This is a genomic window from Actinoallomurus acaciae, assembly GCF_042429965.1.
Taxonomy (GTDB): Bacteria; Actinomycetota; Actinomycetes; order Streptosporangiales; family Streptosporangiaceae; genus Actinoallomurus; species Actinoallomurus acaciae.
In genome coordinates this window covers 1,924-16,948 of record NZ_JBHLZP010000181.1, presented here as the reverse complement: position 1 = coordinate 16,948, position 15,025 = coordinate 1,924, and the positions used below count along the sequence as shown (strand labels likewise).

At 71.0% G+C, this 15,025-nt stretch carries 18 protein-coding genes; 12 read left to right on the top strand and 6 right to left on the bottom strand.

The genetic code is table 11. The features are described 5' to 3' along the window. On the bottom strand, nucleotides 1–499 hold a 499-nt coding region (locus ACFFNX_RS23545), incomplete at its 3' end, for a LysR family transcriptional regulator (RefSeq protein WP_378206112.1). Between the two features lie 77 nt (nucleotides 500–576). Between ACFFNX_RS23545 and ACFFNX_RS23540 the strand changes: the two genes are divergently transcribed. From ACFFNX_RS23540 to ACFFNX_RS23515, 6 genes are all read left to right on the top strand, one after another. Beyond that, on the top strand, nucleotides 577–1,287 hold the full coding sequence (locus ACFFNX_RS23540) for a CTP synthase C-terminal region-related (seleno)protein (RefSeq protein WP_378206109.1): 711 nt from the start codon (nucleotides 577–579) through the stop codon (nucleotides 1,285–1,287). A gap of 90 nt (nucleotides 1,288–1,377) precedes the next feature. Further along, nucleotides 1,378–2,118: a 2OG-Fe(II) oxygenase gene (locus ACFFNX_RS23535; RefSeq protein ID WP_378206118.1), complete on the top strand. Its 741-nt coding sequence runs from the start codon at nucleotides 1,378–1,380 to the stop codon at nucleotides 2,116–2,118. A 3-nt stretch (nucleotides 2,119–2,121) separates the two neighbouring features. Beyond that, nucleotides 2,122–2,406: an Ada metal-binding domain-containing protein gene (locus tag ACFFNX_RS23530; protein WP_378206107.1), complete on the top strand. Its 285-nt coding sequence runs from the start codon at nucleotides 2,122–2,124 to the stop codon at nucleotides 2,404–2,406. After that, on the top strand, nucleotides 2,403–2,936 hold the full coding sequence (locus ACFFNX_RS23525) for a hypothetical protein (RefSeq protein ID WP_378206104.1): 534 nt from the start codon (nucleotides 2,403–2,405) through the stop codon (nucleotides 2,934–2,936). The genes ACFFNX_RS23530 and ACFFNX_RS23525 overlap by 4 nt, the downstream gene beginning before the upstream one ends. 114 nt (nucleotides 2,937–3,050) lie before the next feature. Beyond that, on the top strand, nucleotides 3,051–3,899 hold the full coding sequence (locus tag ACFFNX_RS23520) for a GNAT family N-acetyltransferase (RefSeq protein ID WP_378206101.1): 849 nt from the start codon (nucleotides 3,051–3,053) through the stop codon (nucleotides 3,897–3,899). 92 nt (nucleotides 3,900–3,991) lie between these two features. Then, a complete protein-coding gene (locus tag ACFFNX_RS23515) occupies nucleotides 3,992–4,249 on the top strand; it encodes a DoxX-related protein (protein ID WP_378206098.1) in 258 nt (85 codons plus the stop codon). Nucleotides 4,250–4,348: 99 nt separating this feature from the next. On the opposite strand, the gene ACFFNX_RS23510 is transcribed toward ACFFNX_RS23515, so the two are convergent. Then, nucleotides 4,349–5,086 carry a helix-turn-helix domain-containing protein gene (locus ACFFNX_RS23510; RefSeq protein ID WP_378206095.1) on the bottom strand — a complete coding sequence of 246 codons (738 nt, stop codon included), beginning with the start codon at nucleotides 5,084–5,086 and terminating at the stop codon, nucleotides 4,349–4,351. Between the two features lie 243 nt (nucleotides 5,087–5,329). On the opposite strand from ACFFNX_RS23510, the gene ACFFNX_RS23505 reads away from it, so the two are divergent. From ACFFNX_RS23505 to ACFFNX_RS23480, 6 genes are all read left to right on the top strand, one after another. After that, on the top strand, nucleotides 5,330–5,992 hold the full coding sequence (locus ACFFNX_RS23505; RefSeq protein ID WP_378206092.1) for a DUF4097 family beta strand repeat-containing protein: 663 nt from the start codon (nucleotides 5,330–5,332) through the stop codon (nucleotides 5,990–5,992). 12 nt (nucleotides 5,993–6,004) lie between these two features. Beyond that, a complete protein-coding gene (locus tag ACFFNX_RS23500; protein WP_378206089.1) occupies nucleotides 6,005–6,955 on the top strand; it encodes an ATP-binding cassette domain-containing protein in 951 nt (316 codons plus the stop codon). Further along, a complete protein-coding gene (locus ACFFNX_RS23495; RefSeq protein WP_378206086.1) occupies nucleotides 6,952–7,734 on the top strand; it encodes an ABC transporter permease in 783 nt (260 codons plus the stop codon). Before ACFFNX_RS23500 ends, ACFFNX_RS23495 begins: the two co-directional genes overlap by 4 nt. A gap of 141 nt (nucleotides 7,735–7,875) precedes the next feature. Further along, nucleotides 7,876–8,205: a type II toxin-antitoxin system RelE/ParE family toxin gene (locus tag ACFFNX_RS23490; protein WP_378206115.1), complete on the top strand. Its 330-nt coding sequence runs from the start codon at nucleotides 7,876–7,878 to the stop codon at nucleotides 8,203–8,205. After that, on the top strand, nucleotides 8,202–8,531 hold the full coding sequence (locus tag ACFFNX_RS23485; RefSeq protein ID WP_378206083.1) for a helix-turn-helix domain-containing protein: 330 nt from the start codon (nucleotides 8,202–8,204) through the stop codon (nucleotides 8,529–8,531). The genes ACFFNX_RS23490 and ACFFNX_RS23485 overlap by 4 nt, the downstream gene beginning before the upstream one ends. Before the next feature lie 395 nt (nucleotides 8,532–8,926). After that, nucleotides 8,927–9,628 (top strand): alpha/beta hydrolase, encoded by a 702-nt coding sequence (locus tag ACFFNX_RS23480; RefSeq protein ID WP_378206080.1) that lies wholly within the window; start codon nucleotides 8,927–8,929, stop codon nucleotides 9,626–9,628. A gap of 43 nt (nucleotides 9,629–9,671) precedes the next feature. Here the strand turns inward: ACFFNX_RS23480 and ACFFNX_RS23475 are convergent, their stop codons facing one another. The 4 genes from ACFFNX_RS23475 to ACFFNX_RS23460 all read right to left on the bottom strand — a co-directional run. Beyond that, nucleotides 9,672–11,264, bottom strand: a complete 1,593-nt coding sequence (locus tag ACFFNX_RS23475; protein ID WP_378206077.1) for an outer membrane protein assembly factor BamB family protein — start codon at nucleotides 11,262–11,264, stop codon at nucleotides 9,672–9,674. Nucleotides 11,265–11,400: 136 nt separating this feature from the next. Next, nucleotides 11,401–12,087 (bottom strand): YrdB family protein, encoded by a 687-nt coding sequence (locus tag ACFFNX_RS23470; RefSeq protein ID WP_378206074.1) that lies wholly within the window; start codon nucleotides 12,085–12,087, stop codon nucleotides 11,401–11,403. Between the two features lie 183 nt (nucleotides 12,088–12,270). Then, nucleotides 12,271–12,720 carry a hypothetical protein gene (locus ACFFNX_RS23465; protein WP_378206071.1) on the bottom strand — a complete coding sequence of 150 codons (450 nt, stop codon included), beginning with the start codon at nucleotides 12,718–12,720 and terminating at the stop codon, nucleotides 12,271–12,273. Between the two features lie 492 nt (nucleotides 12,721–13,212). After that, nucleotides 13,213–15,025, bottom strand: a 1,813-nt coding sequence (locus ACFFNX_RS23460) for a tetratricopeptide repeat protein (protein WP_378206069.1), incomplete at its 5' end; no start/stop codon positions are given.

Here is a 15,025-nt window from a genome sequence, read left to right as displayed (position 1 = left end):
CCGCGACGGCGCTCAGCGGCCCCACGTCGGGCAGGGGCAGCGGGTCGGTCGGGGCTGCGACGCCGTCGACGAGGCCGAGGTCCAGGGTGCCGTCGGCGACCTGGGCCGCGATCGCGGCACGTTCGAGCACCCGGACGGTCACGGACACGAGCGGACGCCGGGACCGTACCGCCGCCAGCGTGCCCGCGACCCCGCCCGTGAGAGCCAGCGCGGAGGCGCCCACGACGAGGTGTTCGGCGGGCGCGGCGACGAGACGCGTGACGTCGGCGCGTGCGGCGGCGAGTCGCAGGAGCAGGGGTTCGGCGTGTTCGAGCAGACGGGTGCCCGCGTCGGTGAGCGCGACCGGGCGGCGGCGCAGCAGGGGTGTCCGCAGGTCGGCCTCGAGCGCGGCGATGTGCTGGGAGACCGCCGACTGCGTGTAACCGAGCTCGTTCGCCGCGGCGGTGAACGACCCATGGCGGGCCACGGCCACGAAGGTGCTGAGCAGATGCGTGTCCACGCCACATAAGTATCACTGATGACGAGTCGCGAGATCATCGTTGGAACTGAACTCGCCCCCGGGTTCAGGATGTCCGCATGGACACCTTCACCCCACGGATCGCCCTGGTCGGCGACCGCTCGCCGAACGTACGGGCACACGTCCGCATCCCCTCGCTGCTCGCGGCGCTCGCGGAGCGCGACCGGCTGGTCCTCGACGCGTACTGGATCCCGACCGAAGAGGCCGACGGCGCGCTGGACGGCTTCGACGCGATCTGGCTGGTGCCGGGCAGCCCGTACCGCAGCCTGGCCGGGGCGATCGCCGCCGCCCGTACCGCGAGAGAACGGAACATCCCGTTCCTGGGCACGTGCGGGGGCTTCCAGCACGCCCTCCTGGAGTACGCGCGGAACGTCTGCGGGCTCGACTCGGCCGACCACACCGAATATCCGTCCGCCACGGGCGACCCGCTGATCGCGCCGCTCGCGTGCTCGCTCGTCGGGCACGAGGGCGCCGTACGGGTGACGGCCGGCTCGCTGGCCCGGCGGATCCTCGGCGCCGAGCGGACGGTCGAGCGGTACCACTGCTCGTACGGGCTGAGCCAGGAGTCCATCGAGGTGCTGCGCGAGCGCGGGATGCGGTTCAGCGGCGCCGACGAGAACGGCGAGATACGGATCGCCGAACTGCCGGATCACCCGTTCTATCTGGCCACGCTGTTCCAGCCCGAGCTGGCGGGCGACGGCAGCCGCGCCCACCCGATCATCAGGGCCTTCGCCGCCGCCGCGCACGCCACCCGTACCGTGACGGCCTGAGAGCCGACCGCGCGACGGGCCCGGCGCGCGAACGTGATGTCCGTTTTCCGCCAGCGGGAGTCATCGCGTCTGCCGCACAGTGGAAGCGTGATGACCGAGGACAGCAGGTACGAGGCCGGGGGCGGCCGCTTCGCGGGGAACGTCGGCGCGGCGGACTGGACGGCGCTCGCCGGCGAACTGGACGCCCACGGCTGCGCGCTCACGCCACGGCTGCTCACCCCGGACCAGTGCCGCGACCTCGCCGCGCTGTACGACCGGGAGGAGCTGTTCCGGAACACGATCGACATGGCCCGTCATCGCTTCGGCTCCGGCGAGTACCGGTACTTCACCCACGACCTGCCCGACCTGGTCGCCGGTCTGCGTGAGGCCCTCTACCCGCACCTGCTGCCCATCGCCCGTGAGTGGGCGGCCCGCCTGGGGCGCACCGCGCCGTGGCCCGACACTCTCACCGAATGGCTCGCGATGTGCCACGAGGCCGGGCAGGACCGGTCGGCGCAGATCCTGCTGCGCTATCACGAGGGCGACTGGAACGCCCTGCACCGCGACGTGTTCGGCGACATGGTCTTCCCGCTCCAGGTCGTCATCGGCCTCGACGAACACGGCACCGACTACACCGGCGGCGAGTTCCTCCTGGTCGAACAGCGTCCCCGCGCCCAGTCCCGCGGCACCGTGCGGGTGCTCGAACAGGGCCATGGCCTGATCTTCACCACCCGCGACCGCCCCGTCCGCACCAAGCGCGGCTGGTCGGCCGGCGCCGTACGCCACGGCGTCAGCACCGTACGGGCGGGCCGCCGCCGCGCCCTCGGCCTGGTCTTCCACGACGCCACCTGACGCATGGCCACCGCCGCTCGCGCCTACACACTGCTCGACGCGGACGGGCACCCCTACGACAGCCCCACGCCGGGGACGCTCGGCGGCCACCGGCAGCAGCGGTTGTACGGGCGGCTGGACTGCCCATCGGCACTGCGAGCGATCGCGCGTGGTGGCTATGTCCGGCACCGGGTGTTCTTTGCCGACGAGGCCACCGCCGTCGCGGCCGGATACCGGCCATGTGCCGTCTGTCTGCCGGACGAATACGCCCGGTGGAAGGCGACCCGGGAAAGGACCGCTCCACCATGAACGTCCCGTACGAACGCGGGCGGTCCCGTTCGCCGCTGATCGCCTCAGCCGCGGCGACCGCGTACGGCGAGCCGCCGCGGCTCACCCGCCACACCGGCGCCGAGCTCACCGCCCTCATCGGCCTGCTGACAGGGATCGAGACCGTCGTGGTCGGCCACAGCCGCGACGATGAGTCCCGAGCGGCCGCCCGGGCCTTCGCCGCCGGCTGGCGGCGGCTGGGCAAGGAGATCATCACGACGGTGGACTGGCCCGAGACGGCCGCGTCCTGGCTGCGCCACGCCCGGCGGCTGACAGGTCCGGCACCGGACGCGTGGGTGGTGGCCGCCGCCCCGCTCGGCTTCGCCCAGCTGAGCCGCCGCCTGCGATACAGCACCGGCTGGGACCCGCGGCGGACCTTCGCCTTCGCCTCGCTGCACGACCCCCGCCTGCCCGCGCTGGCCGGCCCCGAGACCGTACGCGGGCTGCGCGGCGTCACCGCCGACGGCGGCTCCTGGGAGGCACGTGGGTCGCATCTTCTCCCCCACGCGTGACCGTCCCCCTTCCAGCCGCCTGACGCGACGGGCTCGCCGCCCCGTCCGAGCCGGGGCGAGGGCCGTGGCCGAAAAACAGATGCGCGGCCGGGACGGTCGCGCCCACCATGGAACATGGGCTGGAACATCACCGGTGATCTGGACACCTACCTAACCGAGGCCGGCGACTTCCTGCGCGCGGACCCGATCGAGAACACCGTGCCCCTGGGCGTGATCGAGGCCCTGCGCGCGAACGGCGTCGCCGCCTTCGGCGAGGGGCCGCTGTTCGGCTGGTGGCGCTCGGACGCGGGCGTACGGGGTGCGCTCCTACAGACCGGAGCCTTCCCGCTGCTGCTCAGCGAGATGCCGGACCACGCCGCCGCCGCGCTCGCCGACGCCCTGGCCGACCGCGGCACCGTCCTGCCCGGGGTGACCGGCCACCCGTCGACGGCCCGCGCGTTCGCGGACATCTGGGAGAAGCGGACGGGGTCGACCGGGGAGGTGCGCATGCGCCAGCGCCTGTTCCGCCTCGAACGGCTGGAGCCGCCGGAGCCACGCCCGGACGGCGCCCCGCGCGTCGCCACCGCCGCCGACCACACCCTCGTACTCGACTGGTTCGCAGCGTTCGAGGAGGAGGCGTCGGGCGGCGGCCCGCTGAACGCGACACTGGTCGACGACCGCATCGGCTACGGCGGCGTGCTGCTGTGGGAGAGGGAGGACCGCCCGGTGGCGGTGGCGGGCCGTACGCGCGTGGTGTCGGGGATGGCACGAATCGGCCCGGTCTACACGCCACCCGAACACCGCCGGCGCGGCTACGGAGCGGTGGTGACCGCAGCACTGACCCAGGCGACGCTGGATGCCGGCGCCTCGCATGTCGTGCTGTTCACCGACCTGGCCAACCCGACGAGCAACGGCATCTACCAGCGAATCGGCTTCCGCGCGGTCAGCGACCGACTGGTACTCGGCTTCCGCACGCGAGCCTGAACCGCGCCTCGGCGAACGCTCGCCTCCCGGGCCCCGGCGTGGACGGCCGTGGGAGGACTATCGTCGGGGTTCTTCCCTTCGAAAGGCCTCCGATGTTGCGTCTCGCCGGAATCATCCTTGCCGGAACCGGAGCGGCCCACTTCGCCGCCCCCCAGGTGTTCGACCCGATCTCCAAGGCCGCCTTTCCCGACGACACCCGCCAGTGGACCTACCGCAACGGTGCGATCGAGGTCGCGCTCGGGCTGGCCCTGACGACGAAGAGGACGCGCCTCCTCGGCCTGGCGGGCACCGCCGGGTACGCGGGCTGGCTGGCCAGCCGGGTCCGCGCCAACCGTTCCGAGTCGCAGTAGGCCTGCCCTCCCGCACCGGGCTCGCCCCCTGAACGGCCGGTGAGCGCGCCATCGACGCCCGCACGAGCGGAACGGCGCGGGGAAGGACGACGCGGCGTCTCATGCCGAGGTCGTCTCGGGTTTGGTGTAGAGGACCTCACGGGCCTGCTCCGCGGCGCGGATGAGGCTCTCGTGGATGAAGTCGAGGAAACGGGCGGCGTTCTCGAGGCGGACGGCGGCCGGGGTGCCCGGGCCGAGGACGGCGACGCCCTGCCGCGCGGTCTGGACGAACTGGTCGTTGTCCCGGGCGCTGCGGATCATCGACTGGTACCAGAGGTCGTCGTCGACGACGTAGCGCTCACGGCGGCGTTCGTCGCGCTCCCGGCGGACGAGTTCCAGGCTCTCGAGGAACGTGATCGCCTTGGAGACGGACGCCGGGCTGACCTTGAGGCGCTGGGCGAGCCCGGACGCGGTGAGGCTGCCGGAGTCGGTGGTGTAGAGGCAGGCCAGCACCCGGGCCATCATCTTGGGCAGGCCCGAGGTCATGAGGACGGTGGTGAGGGTCTCCTCGTACTCGCGCACGACCTCGACGTCGCGTCCGTCCTCGTTCAACCGAGCCTGCTGGGACGTCTGCGGCCCCCGGGACGCGGCCTGCCCGGGCCGGCGGGTGCGCTGCTGGGTGGCGCGGTGAGCCAGGTCGGCGCGGTAGGCGGTGGGGCCGCCGTTGCGCATCACCTCGCGCGTGATCGTGGAGGTCGGCCGGTCGAGGCGGCGGGCGATCTCGGCGTAGGGGAGGCTGTCGGCCAGCCCTTGCGCGATCTGCCGGCGTTCCTGCTGCGTGAGCCTGCCTCCCGGCATCACGACCCCCTTCGTGCCCCGTGGCGCTGTTCGGTGTTCCCTGCCGCCGTCACCATAGCGTTCATCTTCAGTGCATTGCAACGAACAACCCTCTCGTCATTGCGTTAAACGAGAGTCCGTTGCAATGATTATAGCCCTTTGAACTGCATAACTACTGGTTGGATGCAATAGAGTCGTTGCTGGAAAATAGAAAGCAACGTAGCGTTTCCGGAGTTAGAAACAACGCAGCGCCAGGAGCACAGGATGCAGAAGTTCGACACCGCCGCACCGATCACCGGCGTCCTGAACATCCCCGCCGGGCGCGTCCAACTCATCGCCGCCGACCGGGCCGACACCACCGTCGAGGTCCTGCCCGCGAACGCCGCCAAGGGCCGCGACGTGAAGACGGCCGAGCAGACCACGGTCGAATACGCCGACGGCGTCCTGCGGATCGAGTCCTCGGCGAAGAACCAGTACCTCGGCCCGTCCGGATCCGTCGCGGTGACTGTCAAGCTGCCCGCCGGTTCCCAGGTCGAGGCGAAGACGGCCGGCGCCGAGCTCCGGACCGTCGGCCGCCTCGGCGACGTCGCCTTCGAGGGCGCGTACCACCAGATCAAGCTGGACGAGACCGCGAGCCTCCGCCTCACCGCGACCGACGGCGACGTCGAGGTCAGCCGCCTGGGCGGCCCCGCCGAGGTCAGCACCGCGAGGGGCGACATCCGGATCGCCGAGGCCACGAGCGGCAAGGTCGTGCTCCGCACCCGATCCGGCGACATCTCGGTCGGCGCCGCCGCCGGCGTCTCGGCCGCCCTGGACGCCGGTACCTCCCACGGCCGCGTCAGCAACGCCCTCAAGAACGACGGCACCGCCGGACTGGACATCCACGCCACCACCTCTCACGGCGACATCACCGCCCGCAGCCTCTGAGGAGCACCCACCATGACCGAACTGGCCATCGCGGCGAACGGGCTGCGCAAGTCCTACCGCGACAAGAACGGCGACAAGGTCGTGCTCGACGGCGTCGACCTGGCCGTCCCCGAAGGAACGATCTTCTCCCTGCTCGGCCCGAACGGCGCCGGCAAGACCACCACCGTGCAGATCCTGTCCACGCTGATCCGGGCGGACGGCGGCGAGGTTCGGGTCGCGGGATACGACCTGAACCGTCAGGCCGACGACGTACGCGGCGCGATCGGGGTGACCGGGCAGTACTCGGCCGTCGACAAGCTGCTCACCGGCGAGGAGAACCTGCTGCTCATGGCCGACCTGAAGCACGTGCCGAAGCGCGAGGGCAGGCAGAAGGCCAAGGAGCTGCTGGAGAAGTTCGACCTGGTCGAGGCGGCCGGGAAGACCGCTGCCACCTACTCGGGCGGCATGCGGCGCCGGCTCGACCTGGCGATGACCCTGGTCGGCGACCCGCGCCTGATCTTCCTGGACGAGCCCACCACCGGCCTCGACCCGCGCAGCCGCCGCGCCATGTGGGGCATCGTCCGCGACCTCGTCGAGGACGGCGTCACGATCTTCCTGACCACCCAGTATCTGGAGGAGGCCGACGAGCTCGCCGACCGCATCGCCCTTCTCGACCACGGAGGCCTGATCGCCGAAGGCACCGCCGACGAGCTCAAGCGCCTCATCCCCGGCGGCCACATCGAGCTCACCTTCGCCGACACGCGCCTGCTCGACGCGGCCCGCCGGCTCCTCGAGGCCGGAGGCGCCGACCCCGAGGCGCTCACCCTGCGGGTGCCGAGCGACGGCAGCGTCCGCGCGGTCCGCGAACTGCTCGCCCTGCTGGACGAACACTCGATCGACGTCGCCGAGATGAGCGTCCACACCCCCGACCTCGACGACGTCTTCCTCACCCTCACCGGCCGGCAGAAGGAGACCATCCGATGAGCACCCTCACCCTCGCCGTGCGCGACTCCTCCACCATGGTCCGGCGCCAGCTCAAGCGCCTGCTCCGCTACCCGTCCATGACCGTGCAGCTGATCGTCACGCCCGTCATCCTCCTGCTCCTGTTCGTCTACGTCTTCGGCGGCACCCTCGGCAACGGCCTCGGCGGCGGGGCCGGCGGCCGTGACGCCTACGTCGACTACGTCGTCCCCGGCATCCTGCTCATGGCGGCGGCCACGGCCGCGACCGGAACCGCCGTCATGGTCGCAACCGACATGACCGAAGGGATCATCGCCCGATTCCGCACCATGCGGATCTCCCGGGCCTCGGTCCTCACCGGACACGTCGTCGGCAGCGTCATCCAGCAGCTCCTCGGCATGGCCGTCCTCATCGGCATCGCCCTGGCGATCGGCTTCCGCCCGAACGCCACCGCCGTCGAATGGCTGGCCGCCGCCGGCCTGCTCACCCTGTTCGTCGTGGCCATCACCTGGCTCGCGGTCGCCCTCGGCCTGAAGTCCCCGACCCCCGAGGCCGCCAGCAACGCCCCGATGCCGCTGATCCTGCTGCCCTTCCTCGGCAGCGGCTTCGTCCCCACCGGCTCCATGCCCACCGTCCTCCGCTGGTTCGCCGAGTACCAGCCCTTCACCCCGATCATGGAAACCGTCCGCGGCCTCCTCCTCGGCACCCCGATCGGCAACAGCGCCACCATCGCCACCGCCTGGTGCGCCGGCATCGCCGTCGTCTCCTACCTCTGGGCCAAGAACACCTTCAACAAGGCCTGACCGTGAACCGGCCGAACAGGGCCGGGCCGCGGCCGGTTCCCCCTGGTCTGCGTCCGACGGGTACTGCGGATATGAGCCAAAGGTTATATTGACCCTGTGGAGTGGGACGTCATTCTCTTAGAACCCGTCGAGACGTGATTCCTGAAGCTCTGCGAGTCCGAGCCGGACTCGGCGGCGCTGATCGAGCAGGCCGTTGAGCGCTTGGTTACTGTGGGCCCCACGCTGGGCCGACCGCTCGTCGACACGTTGGAGCACAGTGCACTGCGTAATCTGAAGGAGCTGCGGCCCGGCTCTCGCGGCCGGTCGGAGATCCGGATGCTGTTCATCTTCGACCCCGACCGGGCTGCGATCTTCCTGGTCGCGGGTGACAAAGCGGGACAGTGGTCGCGTTGGTATGAGGAAGCGATCCCACTCGCTGAAGCCCGGTATGCCGACTACCGGGCAGAGAAGGACAAGGAGGGCGGCCGATGAGCACCGGACGCAACTGGCGAGACGTCAGGGCCGAGGCCCACCGCCGCCATCCAGAGTTGGCCGACCCTGAACGGCAGGCGAAGGCGCGCGCCGAACTCGACGCCTACATCGCAGGCCATCACCTCAAGGAACTGCGCAAGGCTGTCGGGAAGACACAGGCCGAGCTTGCCAAGGTCCTCGGTGTATCGCAGTCCCGCATCTCACAGATCGAGAACGGCAAGATCGAAGCGATGGAGCTCGAGACACTGCGGGCATATGCGATCGCACTGGGTGGACATCTGGACATCACCGTCAGCGTCGGGCCTCACTCCGTCAAGGTAGCCTGAACGTCCGCAAGGCCGGCGGGCCCACGTCAAGCGCCCGATAAGCCGGTGAGAGCCCAAGCGGTCAAAGCAGGCCGAGCCTCGTAGACCAGGATCGCCGCCTGGCCCTGAGCATAAGGTCGGCGCCCGGCCCGAACGCACGACGATCGTCGTACCGGCCACCGACGAAAGTCGTGGCCCGCCGAACGACCACCGGCAGACGTGTTCGCCGTCACGTCACTGAAGGCTGCGACCCATGCGGAAACCCATTCTCGGCGGCCTGCCGGCCGCAGCCCTTCTCACCTGCACCGTCGCGGCGCGAGCGACCGCGGAGCCTGCTCTCGGCCTGCCCCGGCCGACCGGCCCCGCCCGGTGGGGGCCACGGCTCCGCAACTGGTCGACTCGTCGCGTACGGACCCGTGGGTGCCGGCGTCGGGTACGCCGCGGCCGATGGTGTCGCTCTGGTACCCGGCGTCGGCGGCACGGGGCACACGCGCCGCGTACATGACCCCGGGAGGAGTCGGTCGGCGCTGCCGCTCAAGGGAGCGGGCATCACCACCGTGCCACCCGACACGCTGAGCCGGATCCGCACCGGCGCGTACGCAGGCGCCGCGCCGGCGCACGGCTGGCATCCGCTGGTCGTGCTCTCTCCGGGGTTCTCCCTGCCGCGCTCGTCCCTCACCTCACTGGGCGAGGACCTGGCGAGCCAGGGCTACGTGGTCGCCGGGATCGATCACACGTACGAGAACTTCGGTGAGACGTTCCCCGACGGCCACACCACCACGTGTGTGGCCTGCGAATTCGACCCGCTCCTGCTCATGAGCACGGCGGCCATGCACACGCCGTCCTCCAGGGACACGACCTGGAGCGACGCGTGGCAGCACCTGACCGGGTGGAAACCCTGGATCACCGTCACCGGTACGGAGCGCTCCTCCTTCACCGACCGGCATCCGCTCGCCGACGAGCTCGGCCGCACCTTCGGCGCCGACATCTCCGGGGCTCGCGCCGTACAGATCACGCGGGCCTACGGCGCCTTCTTCGACCGGAGCCTCCGGCACCGGCCCGAGCCCCCGCTGGACGGGCCCTCGTCGATCGATCCGAAGGTGACCTTCTGGAACTGAGGTGAGAGCGGCGGCCCCTCGCCCACGGGGGCCGCCCTCCCGGTCAGCGGCCGAACACCATCAGCGCGGCGCCGCGGTCGTTCGGGTACGGGGTGAAGGCGTATCCGGTCTGCGTGTAGAGCAGGCCGTGCGAGACGACCGCGCCGCCTCCACCGGACAGGGCGCCGCCCCGGGCGGGCAGGCCGTTGACGCCCTGGACGTCCCGCATCGTGTCGTAGCTCCACAGGACCTTGCCGGTCTCCGCCGAGTAGGCGCGCATCTTGCCGTCCATGCCGCCCTCCCAGACGATGCCGGGCGTCGTGGTCACCGCCGGGGTGAATCCGCGCTGGCAGATGTCCGGGTACTTCGCCGCGCCGCCCGTCGTGCAGCCGTCCGCCGGGCTCGGCGTCTTCCACAGCACGTGGCCGGTGGCCGGGTCCAGCGCGAACAGCGTGCCCGGATCGGCCATGTACGTCGCGATGTACAGCCGGTGCCCGTCGTAGCTCGACCCCCACTGGATGCCGGACAGGCCGCCGTTCGGCATGGGCGTGGAGAGCTGCCGCCGCCAGACCGCCTTGCCCGTACGGGCGTCGAGCACGTGGTACACCCCGACCTTCTGGCCGATGCCGACCAGGCGCCGGCCGCCCGCGGTGAACAGGTTCGGCGCGGCGCCGAGGTCGAAGTCCAGCGCGGTGCCGTCTGGCAGGTTCGGGCAGTACTGCTGGTCCTGCGGGTCCTGGCTGCCGCACTCGGCCCGCCAGGTGTCGACGTCGGTCATCTTCTCGGTCCAGCGGGCCCGTCCGGTGCGCGCGTCGAGCGCCAGGACCGAGTCGAAGTGTCCGCCGCTGCCGGTGTAGTTCTGCCCGGTGCCGACGTACACGGTGCGCGTCACCGGGTCGACCGCCGGGGTGCTCCAGACCCCGCCGCCGGACGGCGCGTACTTCGGGCGGCCGTTCGGCCAGGTGCCGTCCCGCTTCGGCTTCGGCACGGTGTAGTAGCGCCAGGCGACCTTTCCCGTACGGGCGTCGAGGGCGTCGAGGTGCCCGCGGAACGTACAGCAGGCGTGGTCCTTCCCGAGGACGTTCTCGCCGCTGGACACCCCGACGTACACCCGGCCGTCGAAGACGAGCGGCGAGCTGGTGACGATCGCCCCCGGTGTCGTGTCGAGACGTTTCGCCCAGTCGAGCCGCCCGGTGCGCCGGTCGACCGCGTACAGGTAGCCGCGTACGTCACCGAAGTAGACCCGGCCGCCGGAGACCGCCGGGCCGTCCTGCACCTGCGTGGCGCCGGTGCCGACCGTGGCCAGGTCGAAGGTCCACCGCGCGCCTCCGGTACGGGCGTCACGCGCGTACATCTTGCCGTCCGGGCCGCCGAAGTAGACCGTGCCGTCCGCGACCGCGGGCTGGCTGCGCGGCGTACCGGCCTCCTTCGGGTACGCGAAGGCCCACTTCAGCCTGAGCCCACCGACGTTGGCCGGCGTGATGGTGTGTTCGGCCGGGTTGAACCGCGAGCCGAGCCGGTCGCCCTGCCAGGTCGGCCAGTCGCCGTTCGCCCACGGTACGGCGGCGCCCGCCGGCGGCACCATCGCGGTCAGCGGCATGACAAGAGACACCACGGCCGGTATCGCCATCCGCCGACGTCCTCGCGCTCCGCGCATACCCATCTCCTCCCGGTGCCCGCGCCCACGGCGGGCCCCCGGTCAGACTGGCGAACCCGCACGGTGCCCTACATCGACCAGACGGTCACACCGCATCAACCGAAAGTCGGGACGGGGGCAGCCGATCGGCCGTGTCTCACCGGTTCGAGCCGGTCCACCGGGGCGAGACGTCCACCCGGAGGAAGGCGGCCTCGCGGTCGAGGGTGGCGATCACGGTGTTGGCGGTGACGAGCACGCCGAAGAGGACCGCGAGCGTACGGTGCCCGAGCACGTCCAGGCAGATCATCGCCGTGCCGAAGACGAGCGCCTTCACCACGAGGACCCCGGCGAGCGGCAGCGCCACCCGGGCCTTCGGCGCGGCGAACAGCCCCCACACGACCGCCGCCACCAACGGCGTTCCGATGCCGAAGACCAGGTGCGGGGCCAGGCCGCTCCCGACGGTCGCGCCCCACCAGGCGAGGATCGCCAGGGCGAGCAGTTCGAAGAGGAACGCCAGCCCCTCGTTCGCCAGGTGCGCCGCGCCCGTGACGACGAGGTCGCCGCCGGTGAGCCGCCGCCAGCGAGGGATCTCCGCGTAGACGGTGCCGATGACCAGCGCCCAGACCAGCAGGGCCACCGGTACCGGCCAGGCCGCCCACGACGCGGTGACCGCGGCGAAGAGTTGCAGCACGACCAGCGCGACCGTGACCCCGCCGGGTACCGCGACGGGAACCTGGGTCTTGTCGCCGGGCGTGACGAACACGGCCGGGAGCCCGATCAGGAGCAGCAGCGCCACACCGGCGAGAACCGGTGAATGGGAGGCCAGCGCCCAAGGCGTCGCCACCCAGGCGACCAGTTCCGCGGCGAACCGCGGAACCGACGAACCTTCGAAACGAACCGGCGCCTCGGGCGTTCCGGTCTCTCGCGTGGAAGCCAGTGCTCTCTCCCGTGTTCCCGATGCCACCAGGTATGCCCCAGTGTGCCCCGCGGCGGTCCCGCCCACCAGGGGCTCGGGCACGAGGCCCGGCTATCGGGTCTTGCGCTTGTCGAACTCGGCCGCGACCGCGTGGATGGAGCCCCGGCCTTCGAGCTCGACGCTCTTTCCGTCCGCCATGCTGATCGTGACCGGCTGCCAGCTCTTGCCGCCCTCGACCTTGATCGACGCGATGCGCTCCAGCGGAATCTGGCCGAGGTGCTCACCGACCCGGTTGAGCATCGGGTCGGCGGCCCACACGTGCAGGGCGCTGTCGCTGACACCGAAGACGACGGCGGCATCGAGCGGGAGGTCGGTCTCCTCGGTCATCTTCTTCGCCGCCGCCCGGGCGGCGGGCCTGGCGATCAGGTAGTTCCCGAGCGGGGAGAGCATCCGCGCTGGGCTGAGCGCGGTGTCCACCCTGGCGTAGGCCGCTGCGATGATCTTTTCGTCGCCGAGCTGCTCGGTCAGGGCGGCAGCCAGTTCAGCGTCTTTCGCGTGCATCGGTACTTCCCCTCGGTCGGCGTTCGGGCCACGGACCCACGCACCGTCGTGTCATCCGTACCGCCAGCGTCGTGGCAGCGCACACCTCACACGATCGGTGATCCGGTCACTCTCGTGTCCACCGAACGGTGGACACGAGATCCCGCGATAAGCGCCCATGCATCCCGATTGGCGGCATTTCCCGGCAAATGTGATCCGCCAAGAAGGAATCGGACGGCTTTTGGAAAGTACGGCGATCGTCCGGAACAAGCGTTTATGATCTTGCTTGTCTTCGAAGGCGAAAAACCCGACTTTTAGCTCAAAGGAAACATAGTGCGACACATGCGCAAGTACCTCGCCGGGGCGTTCGTGATCTCGGCGTTCGCGTTCGAGGCGATCTCCTATATTCCGGACACTCACATGACCGCAATTCGGTCGATTTACTTCTAAACCAAACAGGCCGTGGGCCGGACGGGCGATACCGTCCGGCCCACGTAGCGCCGAGCCGTCGCCCTACAGGGCGTCCAGGAGGTCTCGGACGGTCTCGGACTCCGGCCGCATCCCCGCCCGCTCGAAGAAACGCAGGGCTTGGCGCCACCAGCGGCGGGCGTTGTACCGGGAGCCCTTGCGCAGGTGAAGGCGCCCGAGCCCCTCCTGCACCTTGGCCCGCTCGTACGGCTCGCCGGTGACGTCGGCCAGCTTCAGACCCTCGCGGAACGCCTCATCGGCGTCCGCGAGGCGCTCGTCGGCCAGCAGCACCTCCCCGATACGCCGCAGCGCCTTCGTCTGCTCGAACACCTCCGAGATGCGCCGGGAGAAGGCCAGGGCCTGCTCGAAGTGGATCAGCGCCTCTCCGTGCTGCCCCATCCGGAAGTAGGTCGCGCCGATCTCGATGAGCGTTTCTATTTCGTTCCGCTTGTCGCCTATCTGGCGATAGGTGAGTAATGCGTAGCGGAAACCGGTCAGCGCTTCGTCGTACTGCCCGGTATGTAAATGGATGCGGGCCATGTTGTTGCGCCAGATCGCCTCGTGCTGACGGCCCATCTCCGGCATGACGCGAGAGGCGTCCTCGTAGTAACCACGGGCGGCGTCGACCCGGCCCAGCCGCAGCATCAGGTCGCCCTGGTTGTTCAGCGACATCAGCAGCCCGAGCGGATCGTCGATCGACGCGTAGATCTCCAGGGCCGCGCTCCGGCTGTCGGCGGCCTCCTGGTACCGGCCGACGAACTCCAGGAAGATCGCGATGTGGTCCAGCACCCGGGCCTCGCCGCGCCGGTCTCCGAGCGACCGCCGGATCGCCAACGCGTCGCGCGAGCTGGCCAGAGCGTCGCGGTACCGCGACCGCTGCCACAGGATGAGTCCGCGATGGTCCAGGGCGTCGGCCTTGCCCCGCGCGTCGCCGAGCGACCGGTAGATCTCCAGCGACGCCCGCGCGTGGTCGAGCGCCTCGCCGTACTGGCCGGTGCGGAACCGCACGCCCCCGAGGTCGAGCAGGGCCTGCGCCTCCCCGGCCGCGTCACCCAGCTCCCGCCAGGCCTCGACCGCGCGCCGGTGCAGGACGTCGGCCCGGTCCCAGTGCCCTCCGGCATCGAGGTACCCGGCGAGTGCGTGCGCGAGCAGGGCCATGTGCCGCAGGGCGCCGACGCTGTCCGCGTACTCGACGGCGGCGAGAAGGTTGTGATACTCCGCCGTCATCCACGCGTCCGCCTCGGCCGCGGTCGTGAACGGCGCCGGATCGGGCGGCGGGACGTCGCGGCCGAGGTCGCGGCCGTGCGCCTGTAGCAGCCGGTCGGCGAGCAGTGCGGCCGACACGGCGTGGTCGAGCTGGCACCATACGGCGTCCCGGCGCACCGACTCGGAGTCCTCGCCGGCCGCCCGCTGACGCGCGTAGTCCCGGACCAGGCCGTGGAACCGGTACCGCCCCTCGGTCGGCTCGGTCAGGAGATGGTGATCGAGCAGTTCCTCGATCAGCCGATCGGCGTCGGCCGGGTGCTCACCGGTGATCGCCGCCGCGCCGTGGAGGGCGAAGTCCGCGCCGAGGTGCAGGCCCAGGCGGCGGAACCCCCGGCGGGCCCGCGGGCCGAGTCCGCGGTACGACAGGTCGAAGGCCGCGGTGATCTCGCGGTCCGCGGCCCGGATCTCGGCGAGCCGCCGGTTGCGCGCGGCGAGCCGTCTCGCGAGGACGGCGCTGGTCCAGGCGCGACGGTGCCGTAACCGGTTCCCGACGAGCTGGATCGCCAGCGGCAGGTGGCCGCACAGCGCGACCACCTCGGCGACGTCGCCGGGCGGGGAGGCCCGATCCGGCCCGATCGCGCGTTCGAGCAGG

Coding starts and splice junctions, on each gene's coding strand:
- ACFFNX_RS23540 (WP_378206109.1), top strand. CDS start 577: ATGGACACCTTCACCCCACGGATCGCCCTGGTCGGCGACCGCTCGCCG.
- ACFFNX_RS23535 (WP_378206118.1), top strand. CDS start 1,378: ATGACCGAGGACAGCAGGTACGAGGCCGGGGGCGGCCGCTTCGCGGGG.
- ACFFNX_RS23530 (WP_378206107.1), top strand. CDS start 2,122: ATGGCCACCGCCGCTCGCGCCTACACACTGCTCGACGCGGACGGGCAC.
- ACFFNX_RS23525 (WP_378206104.1), top strand. CDS start 2,403: ATGAACGTCCCGTACGAACGCGGGCGGTCCCGTTCGCCGCTGATCGCC.
- ACFFNX_RS23520 (WP_378206101.1), top strand. CDS start 3,051: ATGGGCTGGAACATCACCGGTGATCTGGACACCTACCTAACCGAGGCC.
- ACFFNX_RS23515 (WP_378206098.1), top strand. CDS start 3,992: ATGTTGCGTCTCGCCGGAATCATCCTTGCCGGAACCGGAGCGGCCCAC.
- ACFFNX_RS23510 (WP_378206095.1), bottom strand. CDS start 5,086: ATGCCGGGAGGCAGGCTCACGCAGCAGGAACGCCGGCAGATCGCGCAA.
- ACFFNX_RS23505 (WP_378206092.1), top strand. CDS start 5,330: ATGCAGAAGTTCGACACCGCCGCACCGATCACCGGCGTCCTGAACATC.
- ACFFNX_RS23500 (WP_378206089.1), top strand. CDS start 6,005: ATGACCGAACTGGCCATCGCGGCGAACGGGCTGCGCAAGTCCTACCGC.
- ACFFNX_RS23495 (WP_378206086.1), top strand. CDS start 6,952: ATGAGCACCCTCACCCTCGCCGTGCGCGACTCCTCCACCATGGTCCGG.
- ACFFNX_RS23485 (WP_378206083.1), top strand. CDS start 8,202: ATGAGCACCGGACGCAACTGGCGAGACGTCAGGGCCGAGGCCCACCGC.
- ACFFNX_RS23475 (WP_378206077.1), bottom strand. CDS start 11,264: ATGCGCGGAGCGCGAGGACGTCGGCGGATGGCGATACCGGCCGTGGTG.
- ACFFNX_RS23465 (WP_378206071.1), bottom strand. CDS start 12,720: ATGCACGCGAAAGACGCTGAACTGGCTGCCGCCCTGACCGAGCAGCTC.